Source organism: Faecalicoccus pleomorphus DSM 20574 (genome assembly GCF_000420345.1).
In the GTDB taxonomy this organism is placed as follows: domain Bacteria; phylum Bacillota_I; class Bacilli_A; order Erysipelotrichales; family Erysipelotrichaceae; genus Faecalicoccus; species Faecalicoccus pleomorphus.
Genome location: NZ_ATUT01000033.1, coordinates 1 through 13,197, shown reverse-complemented (window position 1 = coordinate 13,197; position 13,197 = coordinate 1). Strand labels below are relative to the sequence as shown.

Below are 13,197 nucleotides of genomic sequence, written 5' to 3'. Positions count from 1 at the left end.
ATACGAAAGTCCTCTGTGAAAAGAAATGCACCAACAAAGTTTTGAATACCTACAGTAAATACGATGCAGTCAATCATCTGAACAATGTCAATTCATTCCATTCCATGATCAAGGAGCAGTATCGGTATTACCGGGGAGTGTCCAGCAAATACATCAACCGATATAATGCACTGTTTACATTACAGAAGGAATATCAGGGAATGGACTCACAAGAATTCCTGTTACTGATTATGAAAAGATTGAGAGGACAAGCTAGTTACTTTTTTATTCGTCAAATACGAAAAGAAGATCTTTTTAAATTTGCGATTACTTAAAAGGCTATATCAACAAATTGGAGGTTAAGCGAATCTTGTAATTAACTATTTCAAAAATCTAAAGAGTGAGCAAAAAAAAGAAACCATAAAGAAATCAAAATACCTGCAATTAAACAACTATCTAAAACAAGTTCATATCAAATCACAAATTAAGGTAGAGATTTTTTAAAGAGTATAGCTTCTATAGAAAATGATAATTAATGTGTCGCATATGTGTTGCTTACCGTAAAAAAACTCTATAAACACAAAAAAACTCAAATCGTATTTGAGCCGATATATAAAGGCTTTGAGCGACTTGAGTTTTTTTGAATTGTTTTGAATATTCCCAAAAATTAACGTTTTGAGAACTGTGGAGCACGACGTGCAGCTTTTAAACCGTATTTCTTACGTTCTTTAGCACGAGGGTCACGTGTTACGAATCCGGCTGCCTTCAATACTGGACGATAATCATCGCTTGCTTCCATTAAAGCACGTGTTACACCATGACGCATAGCACCAGCCTGTCCAGTGTATCCGCCACCATGTACGTTGATTACAACATCAAACTGATCTAAAGTATTTGTCAGTTCTAATGGTGACTTAACAACCATACGCAATGTTTCCAATGGAAGATATTCTTCCAAAGTTTTTCCGTTGACTTCAATATTTCCTGTTCCTGGGCGTAAGAATACACGAGCAATAGATTTTTTACGACGTCCTACACCATGATACTGAACGATGTTTGTATTTGCCATCTTCTATTCCTCCTTATCCTTTCACCTTTAATTCAACAGGTTTCTGAGCAGCATGTGGATGTTCGCTTCCTGCATAAACAAACAAATGTCCACGCATTACATCACCTAATTTAGTGTGTGGCAACATTCCTTTTACAGCTCTTTCTACCCATTCCACTGGATATTTTTCTTTCATTTCTTTGGCAGTACGAACTCGCATACCTCCAAAGTATCCAGAATGGTTGTAGTACTTCTCCGTGTTCAATTTGTTTCCAGTCATATCGACTTTGTCCGCATTGATCACAATTACATAATCACCGCAGTCAACATTTGGTGTGTATGTAGGTTTGTGTTTTCCTCTCAATACATGCGCACAAGTAGTGGCCAAGCGACCTAAGGTTTGTCCTTCACCGTCTACTACATACCATGTACGTGTTACGTCGGCAGGTTTTGCCATTGTAGTTTGACGCATTCTCTTTTCCTCCTTGATTTCAGCGTTACCGGGGCTGAAACGGCCGAAGATTAGCCAAGTACTATCATATGCAAAAAGTAACGAAAAGTCAATCAAAATTACAGTATAATGTAATGGAAACACAATATACATTCCTTGATTAAAACTTTGAATATTCAGCTTTTCTTTTTGCTTTGTTTTTCTATCCCTATTTGAAAAGATGCCTCTAAGAAATCTATTGATCAAAAGGCATCTTCTCTTGTTTCTATTAGCTCTGTGACAATATCATAGACATTTTGTTTTTATAATTCTATGATTGTTCCTTTGTTTTGTTCAGCCGCTTTTTCCTGGATTTTTTGTGAACATACCAGATCCAGCACCGCAGAACCGGTTGTGATAAATAAAGTCACCTCCTGGTCATTTTTACGACCATCGACTTTTCCTAAAAGGACTTCTCCAAGCTCACCACTCACTTGATCTTCATGATAAATTCCTTTTTGAATCGGCTGCAACAAACTTCCACATTCTTTTAAAGCTCCATCTCGAGTATCAACATAAACACGATCGGCATGAGTTACTGTATATTCATTGATTTCAGCCATCTCTGGCGTATAAGATCCAACCCCATTGATATGACATCCCGGTTTTACCAGTGTACCATCAAAAGTCGCAACCCTGGCTGTTGTTACAGAAGTGATGATATCTGCATCTTGAATAGCTTCATTGCTGGAAGCAGCCACCACCAAACGAGCGTTGAAAACACCTTTAAAACGCTCTGTCATCTTATCCACAAAAGCCTGTGCTCTTTCCCTGGATATATCAAATACCTTGACTAGCTCAATATCACGGACGTTTAAAACAGCCTCCAGCTGTGTTTCTGCCTGTCCACCTGTTCCAAACAACGCAAAGATTTTACTGTCTTTACGGGCTAAAACATCTGTAGCGGCTCCGGCAATGGCGCCAGTGCGTAAGCGCGTAAGATACGTTCCATCCATCAAAGTGCTAACTTGTCCGGTTTCGACATCCAGATTCACCATGGTAGCCGGTACAGAGTTGAGTCCTTTTTCAATGTTTTTAGGATATACCGATACGATCTTTACCCCTAAGGCATTCGCTTTTGGTGCATATCCATACATATATAAACTTTGTCCTTCATGTTCCGGAACATCTAAATTAGCACGCAAAGGAATATTGGCACTTCCTTCCGAGTACATCTTCAATGCTTCTTTATCAGCTTCAATGGCTTCTTTCATCGGCATTACTTCTTTGATAGCATCTTGTGTAAGAATACGAATTTCCATTTTCTATTTCTCCTTGTTAAACGAACTTTTCAGCATGGTGATAGCGGAATACAAAACAACGACCACTACGACCCATAATAAGGCAGATACATCCAGACTTTTCACCACAAAAGCGGCAACCAAAACACCTAATACTCCAAAGGTGGAAGTAAACAATGTAATTTTACGTGAATAGCTATCCAACTTGATAAACTGCATGGAACCAATCGGTACAGAAAAAGTACAGGCGCCCATCATAATAGGAAACGCAATTGATGGATTAAGTCCCATCGCATAAACCGTAGCCATCGTCAATGCATATGAACCGATACCGATATTGTTTAACGCTCCAAATAACATGCAAAGAAGCGCAAACAAAATCAAAGAGCCACCTTCTAAAGAGCTTAATTCTCCTCCACTTGGATAAATGCCAAATTTTCCCGCCAAGATCAGTCCGGCCGCAATAAACAGTCCGGCTGCCACAAAACGTTTGATTTGATTTGCAGGCAGTTTTGTTACATAACGAGGAGATACATAGGCACCCACCACCTGACAAACGATTGCCGTGACCAGCGTCAACAAGCCAACCTCAATACTGGATATATAAGCCAGTGCCATCACCGCAACCGGAATCACACATTCTGTATTTAAAGTTCCCGGCAACTTCTTATCCGAAACCCATTTTGCTTTGGGATACAAACTTGATCCGATCGCAAAATCACTGATTCCAAACGTCGAAAGAAAGAACATGAAAAAAGACACAATGGCCATCGCAACAGGATTTCCCGGTTCCTCCTTCAATTCTTCTTTATGCTGCAGTACATCTAAGACAAAGCGAATCGCAAAAAGCCCATTCACCAACACCACTAAGATCAAGATCACTTGAACTATGTTGATTCCATCCATTCATTTCTCTCCCAATTTTTATAAAATACATCACGAATATCTTTCAATCGATCCATGACCGGTAAATCTTCAATCTGATTCAGAATCTTGAGACAATATGCATCATGCATGATATATTCTCTGGCAAAAAAAGACATCTCTTTTTTTCTTGTATAAATCGCATGGCTCATTCCTTTTTCATCAAATGTCACATACAACATCGCTTGTCCGTCTATCGTCAACAAAAGCCATCTTCCATTCATATCTTCCAGCTTCTCTTTTTCATATCCATGACGATAAACACACTTTAAGTTTGTTTTATACTCCTGTTTTTCATCATATAAGATGATCAAAACTTCTTTCAGTCTTCTTTGCACTTCTGCCAAAGCCTGTTCTATTTCATCATTTAATTCCTGGGACCACAATTGGATCAACACTTGTTTTTGTGACTGCTTCAATAACTCTAAGCAGCGAACTTTTACAAGATTCCAGTCATTTAACTCCCATATTTGTTCATCTTCCCGAAAATACGAATCCAGTTCTATTTCACGTTTCAGTTTTGTTCGTGTTTCCTGAATCGTATTTTCCATCAAAGAACATACCATATCAATGGATTCTGCTTTATAAAGCTTTGTGCGCTTTGACTGACTAAAACAGACAATTCCTCTTTTCCCCAAAGATTCTAAGATATTGTAAACTTTAGAACGAGGAACACCGGAAGTCTTACTGACTTCATAGCCTGTCTGCGGACCATATTGTGACAATGCGACATACACTTTTGCCTCTGATTCTGTGAATTGAAAATTTTTTAACAATTCAATCACAGACATACCAAACCCTCCTAGTGTCAACCAAGGCCTTTCTTGTTATGCGCTACCTTGGGTAACTACTATAATTCTATTATAGTACCTCTAAATATATTTTCAATATAAATAACATATTTTATATAGGTTTTATACATAATAAAAAACCAGCGTGTTAAACTGGTTTTTACATCATTGAAAAATCAACTTTTTTAAGTGCATCCACAATTTCTACGTCATACTTTAAAAGACTCTCATAGGCTTCAAGAAATAATTCTTTTTCCAGCCCAAACGGCTGATGGGCATCCATACCGATAATTGCCTTGTTTTTATATTGAGAAGCAATCTGCCAAAAGCGTGGATGCGGATAGGCCACAAATCCCATTTGTCTTGCCTTCCGGAATCCAAGCACATTGTATTCTAAAGGAATCTCTAATTCTTTGGCCAACTTGCAGATACTATGAAAGCCCTCTTCCAGTTGATCATTCCATTTTAAATGCGGATTCAACAAGATCAATTCCGGATGCGCCAGACAAGAATACATGCCTGTCTGAAGCCCCTCTAATGTAGATGTAAAATAATCTTCTATATGATTTTGCGGACAATTCCCGTAATAAATACCGGTTTCATCACTTTGATAATAATGATTGCCAAAGATCAGATAATCCAACTGTTTTTCCTTACAGAAGTTTTTTAACCAGTTCATAGATTTTGGAAAGTACTCAGCTTCCAGTCCACAGAGGATCTCAATTTGATCCTGATATTTTTGTTTTAAGTCTAAAATGCTTTTCTGATAGCCATCAAATTCTGTTTCCAACATGCGAATATGCGGATGAAAACCACTTGGATAATGCCAACAGGCATGATCTGAAAATCCAAGCGTGGTATAGCCTTCCTGTATGGCAATCTGTACATAGTCTTCATCCGTTCCCATCGCATGGTGACATCGTGCTGTATGTGTATGATAATTTTTCATCCCTAATACCTCACTTTCATCAGATATAAGCCTTGTGGCGGCGCATTATATCGACAAACTTCTTTATTTTTTTCCAAAAGCATTTGTTGAACATCCAATGGTTGGATTCTTTGTTTTCCAACTTCGATTAAAGTCCCCGTCATCATTCGAACCTGATAGCGTAGAAAACCATTTCCTTCAAATAAAAAATGAACGTCTTTGCCTTTATTTCGTATCTCGATCAACCGCACATTTTTGATTTTTGGTTTTCTGGCATCGATTCGACTGCTGGAAAAGCTGGTAAAATCGTGTTCTCCTATAAGATAGGAAGCAGCTTCCAACATTTTCTCCATGTCCAGCTTTTGATACAACGGGGCTTTATATCGATAAGCAAATGGATCGGTGACATCATAAGTCGCAATATACGCATATTGTTTGGATTTACAGGAGAAACGAGCATGAAAATCTTCTGGTGCGATTTCAGCACTTTGAATTCGTATGTCCTGTGGCAACAAAGCATTCATAGCCTTTACATATTGCCATGGCTGCATAGCTATCTCACTTTGGAAATGAAATACCTGGCCAAGGGCATGCACATGAGCATCTGTTCTCCCACTGGCTACAATTTCAACCGGACTTTTCTGTATTTTTTCCAATGCTTCTTCAACGATCGTTTGAATACCTAAAGCATTTTCCTGTTTTTGCCAACCGGCATAATTATAACCGTCATAAGCTACCGTACATTTTATGATCATAATAGCCAAATTCCTATGCAGACACCCAATATACAGACACTGCAGAACATGCCTAAACGATCGATTCCGTGCATTTTTAACACTTTATACCTTGTTCTTTGTTTATTGGGATCATATCCTCTTGCCTCCATCGCATTGGCAAGCTGTTCAGCACGATCAAAGCTCGATACAAATAAAGGAACGATCAAGGAAAGGATCGACATTACCTTCTCTTTTAAGCTTCCATTTTCAAAATCGACACCACGGCTGGCCTGTGCATTCATGATGCGTTGTGTTTCTTCAATCAATGTCGGAATAAAACGCAAGGCAATACTGATCATCATCGCTATGATATGAGCCGGTAAGCCTACCTTTTCAAACGGTTTTAACAGCTTTTCAATTCCCAGCGTTAAATCCAATGGCTTTGTCGTTGCGGTCAAAATGGTCGTAAGCACGATCATGAACATCAGTCGCACGGCAATATATAAGGTTTGAAACACCGCATCGGAATAGACAGAAAACCATCCCCACTCGATCCATGGTCTGCCTGTTTTGATGACAAGGACATTAATTACCAGAAGAAAGATCATCATCCATATGATCGGTTTCATGGCACGCAGGGCAAATCGTATCTGCAACTTTGACAAGAAAAGACAAGCTAAAATAAAAGCACCGATCACAACATAACCTATAGCGCCTGCCGGAATAAAGACCGCAATCATCACAAATAACAAGATCATGATTTTAGCTCTTGGATCCATCGCATGAACTTTAGAATCCAATGGCAAATATCGTCCTAACGCGATATTATTCATGGAGCATCACCTGCTCTCTAACACATTTCACCAGAGCATCTAAGTCCAGAATTTCATCCGGTATCAAAAAGCCTTTTTCCTTCAACATCAATTTTAAACGAATGATTGCCGGTGGATTGATTCCTACCTTGATCATCCATTCCGGATGTTCAAAGAATGTATGCACATCGCTTTCCTGTAATACTTTGCCATGATCCAGTACGATGACATGATCACAATAACGCATGACATGCTCCATATCGTGGGAAACTAAAAGAATAGTCTTGTTGTGTATACGATTTAAATCCATAAACAAAGACATCATCTCTTTAGCCCCCTGAGGATCTAAACCGGCCGTTGGCTCATCCAATACCAAAACTTTGGGATCTAATACCAGTATTCCGGCAATCGCCACTCTTCTTTTTTGACCGCCGCTTAATTCAAACGGAGATCTTTGTAGATACGATTCATCCAGACCTACCATCGGAAGAATCTTCTTTACAAGTTCATTGGCCTTCTCTTCTTCCACTCCAAAATTTTTAGGACCAAACGCTATATCCTTTTCAATCGTCTCTTCAAACAACTGATATTCCGGAAACTGAAATACCAGTCCAACTTCTTTACGCAATGCTTTTACATCTTTGATCTTTAATAAAGGCTGAATATGAAATCCACAAATATCCAAGGTACCAGCACTGGGAATCAATAAACCATTTAAATGCTGCACCAGGGTGGATTTTCCGGAGCCTGTCTGCCCGATAATGGCAGTGACCTTTCCTTCAGGAATGCTCAAATCAATGCCATGTAAAGCACTGTGTTCAAAAGGGGTACCTGCATTATATACATGTTCTAAGTGGTTGATTTCAATTGACATAACTGTTTCACCACCTCTTCTAAAGTACAGACTGGTTGGTCTGTGATTTTTTCTTTAATCAATTCTTTTGAGAATTTTAATGCGAATGGAATATCCAGCTTCATTTCTTCCATTTCTTTGGCATGGGCGAAAATTTCCATAGGTGAACCCGTCATGGCTACCTCGCCATCTTTTAAAACGATGACAAAATCACTTTGTGCCACTTCCTCCATATCGTGTGTAATGGAAAGAATCGTTCTGTCTTTTTGCGTATGAAGCTGTTTGATCTGTGCATTGATGCTGGCCTTTCCCTGAGGATCTAACATACTGGTTGATTCATCAAATAAGATGATCTCCGGTTCAATGGCCAAAATGCCCGCAATGGCCACACGCTGTTTTTGTCCACCGGAAAGCTTTGTAGGCTCACTGTCCAAATACTCCATCATTCCGACTTTTTTTGCCGAAGACTCGATAATAGCCTGCATCTCTTCCTGAGGAACACAATGGTTTTCCAAGCCAAAGGCAATATCGTCCGCTACGGTCGATCCGATAAACTGGTTATCCGGATTCTGAAAGACGATCCCCACATGATTACGAAGTTCATAAACACTTTCTTCATTGAGTGTTTTTCCTAATATGCGGATTTCGCCACTTTTGGCCGGCAATAAGCCGATCAACAACTTTGCGATCGTACTTTTACCAGAACCATTATGACCGATAATGGTCGTATAGCTTCCTTTAGGTATCGAAAAGGAAACATCTTTTATAACATCATTTTGCCCATCATAGGAAAATGTCAGATTCATCACTTGGATTGCATCCATTTTGCACTCCTCCCAACTTGTTCATTATAGCGAAAAGTCTAACAGTTTAAAAGAAAAAGAAGGTTATCCCCCTTCTTTTTGTTGCATTTCACGCATCATTTTTTTAAATTCCCTGTAAAACAGAATTGCAGTCGTGGCAACGGCAATCGTATCCGCAATCGGTTCGGCTAAGAAAACCGCAAAAACCTTATCTGGAATCAACATCGGCAAAATATAGATCAAAGGTATCAACAACAACATTTTTCGCAATACAGCTAAAAAAGCACTAATTTTTGAATTTCCAAATGCGATAAAGCTTTGTTGGCAGGAAATCTGAATTCCCATCAATAAGACCGTGGACATGTAGATCCGTAAGGCCCAACAAGTAATTTCCGTTAATTCAGGATCATTGGTAAATATCGCCACAAACAAGCCGGGAAATAGTAAAACCATGGCCCATAAAATAGTTGAATATCCAAGACAAGCCAATGTTTGAAGACGAAAAGCACGCTTCACACGATCCGATAACTTAGCTCCATAGTTATAGCTAATGATCGGCTGCCCACCCTGTGTAATTCCCTGCAGTGGCAACATGGCAAACTGCATCACACTGGAAAGAATGGTCATCGCACCGACCGCTAAATCGCCACCATATCTTAAAAGTGAGGAATTGAAACAAAGAACCAGAACACTCTCTGTCGCCTGCATCAAGAAAGGAGCCACACCTAAGGCAATACATGGAAGCATAATGGATGCGCTCAAACGAAGATTCTTTTTTTGTAGACGCAGAACAGTTTTAGAAGAGCATAAAAAGTAAATAGCCCATGTGGCACTAAAAGCCTGTGAAAGTACCGTAGCTAAAGCGGCTCCCTGGACACCCATGCCAAAGCCAAAAATAAAGATCGGGTCCAGCACGATATTCGTAACCGCACCAATGCATACGGTAAACATGCTGATTAAAGAAAATCCCTGGCAGGATATGAAGGCATTGAGTCCTAATGTCAATTGTACGAAAATCGTACCAATCGCATAGATTTGTATATAATCCATGGCATAGCCGATCGTATTGGCACTGGCACCAAATAAATACAATAGTGGTCTGGCGCCAATCAACATAGCTATAGTCAGAAGAATCGCAATGATGCATAAGGATACAAAGCTGTTTCCCATGATTTTCTCGGCCATATCGTTTTGTTTCTTTCCCATGTAGATACTGGCTCTGGGAGCACCACCCATACCAAACAGATAGGCAAATGCACTTACAATCATGATTAATGGAAAACAAACACCAACACCGGTCAAGGCCACACTGCCTATTTCCGGAATATGCCCAATATACATTCGATCCACCATATTATAAAGGGCATTGACAACTTGTGAAGTAATGGCCGGTACCGCAAGAACCCACAATAAATGGCCAATAGGTTCTTTGGCAAGATTTACTTCTTTCGATAACGTTAATTTCATTTGATCACCCCAAATACTTAAGCATATTAAGTTTAAACCTGACAAAAATAAAAGACAAGACTCAATCTTGCCTCTTATGCCAAAAACTCATTTTCTTCCTGTGCAGTTTCGGATTTAACAGGAACATCGACAACGACCGTATCCTCATCCTCCGGTAATAGGAACGCATCCAGTTCTTTTTTCCGTTCTCTATCCAAATGAAGTTTTGTCAGTACTGCCGTCAAAGCAGCCGCAACAGCCGCTAATGCCAATAAAACCTTGATCCATTTACGCATTCTTTTTCCTCCTTGCCAGAGCGATACCATCTCCTACATTATAAAATTCAACTTGGAAATCTTCCAGCTCTGTTAAAAAATCATGGTATGCACGAATTTTCCGTACCAAACTTTTTGTGTTTCGATTGTTTGTACGTTCCGGATGTTCTACCAGTCCATGAAAATTCATGTTGTCTGTGAGTATTATACCATCTTGCGCAAGCAATGGGGAAAATTTGTTAAAAAAACGTGTGTATTGTGCTTTGGCCGCATCAATAAAAATACAGTCAAATACGCCTTGTACTTCTACCTCTAAAGCATCTCCTTCAATCAATGTAATCTGATTTTCAAGTCCCAGATCCCGGATATTTTTCTTAGCCTGTTCAATCATTTTAGGATCTCGTTCAATCGTAACCACACGGATACTTTCATCCAACAAGGCAATTTGAATGGCGGTATGAGCAATGGCAGTTCCAATTTCCAAAAAAGAATGACAATGATATTCCAGAAATTTTTCTTTTAAAAACTGAAAGCCTTCATCTTGTATAATAGGTACTGCATTCTCTAGCGCATAGTTTTTAATAGTCTCTAACTTATTCATACATAAGCCCCTTATAAAAAAGGAAGTAGATTGCTCTACTTCACAAATTGTACGATTGCCATCGGTGCCGCATCCCCTTTACGGATACGTGTCTTGATTACACGTGTATATCCTCCGTTGCGGTCGGCATAGCTTGGCCCGATTTCATTGAACAGTTTCTGTAATGCTGTTGTTCCTTCGTCATCTACTTCTACGTTGCGTACAAAGGCAGCTGCCTGTCTTCTGGCATGCAGATCATTTCTCTTGGCCAGTGTCACAAGCTGATCCATTACAGCACTTAATTCTTTGGCTTTCATTTCTGTTGTTTCGATCTGTCCGCTTTCAATCAAAGATGTTGCCATGTTTCTTAACAACGCTTTACGATGATCGGCGGTACGTCCTAATTTACGATTCCACATATGACTTCCTCCTACTCGTTACTAGACTTGAAACTTAATCCAAGTGAATAAATCTTATCTTTCACTTCTTTTAGACTCTTCTTACCTAAATTCCGTACATGAATCATTTCTTCTTCGGTCTTCTGTGTCAGTTCCTCTACGGTAGTAATACCGGCACGTTTCAAACAGTTGTAAGAACGAACGGATAATTCCAGATCCTCGATCATCTTATGTTGAATAGAATTTGTATCTTCTTCCGCTTCATTTTCTGTTTCATCAATGTGCTCTAATTTAGCCTCATCAATGTCTTTCAAGATCGCAAAATGATCGCGAAGGATCTTTGAACCGATTGATAAAGCTTCCGAAGGCATCAAACGTCCATCTGTATCGATAACCATCGTCAATGTTTCTGTATCATCAGCGTTAACATCGACACTGTAGCTTACTTTTTTAACCGGTGAATATAAAGAGTCTGTATAAATAATTCCCAGAGGTTGTCCATCATTCTGATAAAGATGCTTGTTTACATCTGCTCTTTTAAAGCCTCGACCCAAACGTGCCTGCATTTCCATATTGAATGTGGCTCCCTGTGCCAATGTACAAATCACTAAATCCGGATTCAGTACATCAACACCTGTCGGGCATTCAATATCAGCTGCCGTAACGACACAAGGTCCGCTTTTATTGATACGAAGTGTATAAACATCATTATCATTAATATCAATCTTTAGTAAAAGCTGTTTAATATTTAAAATAATTGTAGCAGCATCCTCTTTTACACCTTCTACGCCAGTGAATTCATGATAGATTCCATCAATACGGATACTAAACACGGATCCACCCGGCAAAGAAGAAAGTAAGACACGGCGCAATGCATTTCCCATTGTCGTACCGAAGCGGTTCTGTAATGGGGTAAAAACAAACTTTCCTTGCGTTTTAGATTCTTCTATCGTTTGAATTGTATAGCTTGCCATTGGGACACCTCCTATTGTTCTAATTTCTATCCACGAGGTCGTTTTGGCGGACGACATCCATTGTGTGGAATTGGGGTCACATCATTGATCATCGTGATGCTCAGTCCGGCTACCTGCAAGGCTCTGACAGCTGCTTCACGTCCCGGCCCCGGTCCTTTCACTTCCACGCTGACCGTCTTCATTCCATGATCCATTGCAGCCTTACCCGCTGCTTCTCCGGCTAGCTGTGCCGCATACGGTGTGCTCTTTCGGCTTCCCTTGAACCCTAAGGCCCCCGCACTGCTCCATGCTACCGCGTTTCCACTCTCATCTGTGATCGTTACGATCGTATTGTTGAAAGTCGAGTGGATATGTGCACATCCGCGTGCTATATTCTTCTTGACGCGGCGTTTTCCTCTTCTCTGTACCTTTGCCATACTCTACTCTTCCTTCCTACTTCTTCTTGTTGGCTACCGTCTTCGCTTTCCCTTTGCGTGTTCTCGCATTGGTCTTCGTTCTCTGTCCTCTGACCGGCAGTCCCTTTCTGTGTCGGATCCCTCTGTAGCATCCGATCTCCATCAGTCGCTTGATGTTCAACTGTACTTCTCTTCGCAGATCCCCTTCGACCTTGATCTTGTCGATGGCCTTTCGGATCGCGTTCATCTGTTCTTCACTTAGATCCTTTACACGGATGTTCTCATCGATTTTTGTCTCTTCCAATACTTTCTCGGACGTGCTCTTCCCGATCCCATAGATATAGGTTAAGGCGATCACCACACGCTTGTCGTTTGGAATATCTACTCCTGCAATTCGTGCCATTGTTTCCTCCTACTTAGTTTCCTTGTCTTTGTTTGTGTTTTGGGTTTTCACAAATTACCATGACGCGACCCTTGCGTCGTATTACTCGGCATTTGTCGCACATCGGTTTTACGGATGGTCTTACTTTCATTTGTCTAATCC

General features: G+C 40.1%; 18 protein-coding genes and 1 pseudogene. 1 reads left to right on the top strand and 18 read right to left on the bottom strand.

The window, feature by feature from the left end; all coding sequences use genetic code 11:
• Positions 1 to 314 (top strand): annotated as a pseudogene (locus G413_RS12130) (hypothetical protein); the annotation flags it as partial.
• A gap of 332 nt (positions 315 to 646) precedes the next feature.
• Here G413_RS12130 and rpsI read toward each other — a convergent pair.
• The 18 genes from rpsI to rpmJ form a co-directional block, all read right to left on the bottom strand.
• On the bottom strand, positions 647 to 1,048 hold the full coding sequence (gene rpsI, locus G413_RS0110210; RefSeq protein ID WP_022790764.1) for a 30S ribosomal protein S9: 402 nt from the start codon (positions 1,046 to 1,048) through the stop codon (positions 647 to 649).
• Positions 1,049 to 1,061: 13 nt separating this feature from the next.
• Positions 1,062 to 1,499 (bottom strand): 50S ribosomal protein L13, encoded by a 438-nt coding sequence (gene rplM, locus G413_RS0110205; protein ID WP_022790763.1) that lies wholly within the window; start codon positions 1,497 to 1,499, stop codon positions 1,062 to 1,064.
• A gap of 281 nt (positions 1,500 to 1,780) precedes the next feature.
• Complete coding sequence (locus G413_RS0110200; RefSeq protein ID WP_022790762.1) at positions 1,781 to 2,779, bottom strand: ornithine cyclodeaminase family protein; 999 nt, start codon at positions 2,777 to 2,779, stop codon at positions 1,781 to 1,783.
• Positions 2,780 to 2,782: 3 nt separating this feature from the next.
• The gene (locus G413_RS0110195; protein ID WP_022790761.1) at positions 2,783 to 3,664 is read right to left on the bottom strand and encodes a TSUP family transporter; all 882 of its coding nucleotides are present in this window, start codon (positions 3,662 to 3,664) and stop codon (positions 2,783 to 2,785) included.
• On the bottom strand, positions 3,646 to 4,473 hold the full coding sequence (locus tag G413_RS0110190) for a TrmB family transcriptional regulator (protein ID WP_022790760.1): 828 nt from the start codon (positions 4,471 to 4,473) through the stop codon (positions 3,646 to 3,648). The genes G413_RS0110195 and G413_RS0110190 overlap by 19 nt, the downstream gene beginning before the upstream one ends.
• 160 nt (positions 4,474 to 4,633) lie before the next feature.
• The gene (locus G413_RS0110185) at positions 4,634 to 5,422 is read right to left on the bottom strand and encodes a histidinol-phosphatase (protein WP_022790759.1); all 789 of its coding nucleotides are present in this window, start codon (positions 5,420 to 5,422) and stop codon (positions 4,634 to 4,636) included.
• A gap of 2 nt (positions 5,423 to 5,424) precedes the next feature.
• On the bottom strand, positions 5,425 to 6,156 hold the full coding sequence (gene truA / locus G413_RS0110180) for a tRNA pseudouridine(38-40) synthase TruA (protein ID WP_022790758.1): 732 nt from the start codon (positions 6,154 to 6,156) through the stop codon (positions 5,425 to 5,427).
• On the bottom strand, positions 6,153 to 6,950 hold the full coding sequence (locus G413_RS0110175) for an energy-coupling factor transporter transmembrane component T family protein (protein WP_022790757.1): 798 nt from the start codon (positions 6,948 to 6,950) through the stop codon (positions 6,153 to 6,155). The genes truA and G413_RS0110175 overlap by 4 nt, the downstream gene beginning before the upstream one ends.
• On the bottom strand, positions 6,943 to 7,803 hold the full coding sequence (locus tag G413_RS0110170) for an energy-coupling factor transporter ATPase (protein WP_022790756.1): 861 nt from the start codon (positions 7,801 to 7,803) through the stop codon (positions 6,943 to 6,945). Before G413_RS0110170 ends, G413_RS0110175 begins: the two co-directional genes overlap by 8 nt.
• Positions 7,779 to 8,606, bottom strand: a complete 828-nt coding sequence (locus G413_RS0110165) for an energy-coupling factor transporter ATPase (RefSeq protein ID WP_022790755.1) — start codon at positions 8,604 to 8,606, stop codon at positions 7,779 to 7,781. The genes G413_RS0110170 and G413_RS0110165 overlap by 25 nt, the downstream gene beginning before the upstream one ends.
• A 63-nt stretch (positions 8,607 to 8,669) precedes the next feature.
• Entirely contained in the window at positions 8,670 to 10,052 is a 1,383-nt protein-coding gene (locus G413_RS0110160; RefSeq protein WP_022790754.1) for an MATE family efflux transporter, read from the bottom strand.
• Positions 10,053 to 10,126: 74 nt separating this feature from the next.
• Positions 10,127 to 10,327: a hypothetical protein gene (locus G413_RS0110155; RefSeq protein ID WP_022790753.1), complete on the bottom strand. Its 201-nt coding sequence runs from the start codon at positions 10,325 to 10,327 to the stop codon at positions 10,127 to 10,129.
• Entirely contained in the window at positions 10,320 to 10,907 is a 588-nt protein-coding gene (locus G413_RS0110150) for an O-methyltransferase (RefSeq protein WP_022790752.1), read from the bottom strand. Before G413_RS0110150 ends, G413_RS0110155 begins: the two co-directional genes overlap by 8 nt.
• A 35-nt stretch (positions 10,908 to 10,942) precedes the next feature.
• The gene (rplQ, locus tag G413_RS0110145; protein ID WP_022790751.1) at positions 10,943 to 11,305 is read right to left on the bottom strand and encodes a 50S ribosomal protein L17; all 363 of its coding nucleotides are present in this window, start codon (positions 11,303 to 11,305) and stop codon (positions 10,943 to 10,945) included.
• Positions 11,306 to 11,316: 11 nt separating this feature from the next.
• A complete protein-coding gene (locus G413_RS0110140; protein WP_022790750.1) occupies positions 11,317 to 12,258 on the bottom strand; it encodes a DNA-directed RNA polymerase subunit alpha in 942 nt (313 codons plus the stop codon).
• A gap of 26 nt (positions 12,259 to 12,284) precedes the next feature.
• On the bottom strand, positions 12,285 to 12,674 hold the full coding sequence (rpsK, locus tag G413_RS0110135; RefSeq protein ID WP_022789336.1) for a 30S ribosomal protein S11: 390 nt from the start codon (positions 12,672 to 12,674) through the stop codon (positions 12,285 to 12,287).
• Positions 12,675 to 12,690: 16 nt separating this feature from the next.
• A complete protein-coding gene (gene rpsM / locus G413_RS0110130) occupies positions 12,691 to 13,056 on the bottom strand; it encodes a 30S ribosomal protein S13 (protein WP_022789337.1) in 366 nt (121 codons plus the stop codon).
• Positions 13,057 to 13,069: 13 nt separating this feature from the next.
• Entirely contained in the window at positions 13,070 to 13,186 is a 117-nt protein-coding gene (gene rpmJ, locus G413_RS12000; RefSeq protein WP_081637596.1) for a 50S ribosomal protein L36, read from the bottom strand.
• Positions 13,187 to 13,197: the final 11 nt, after the last annotated feature.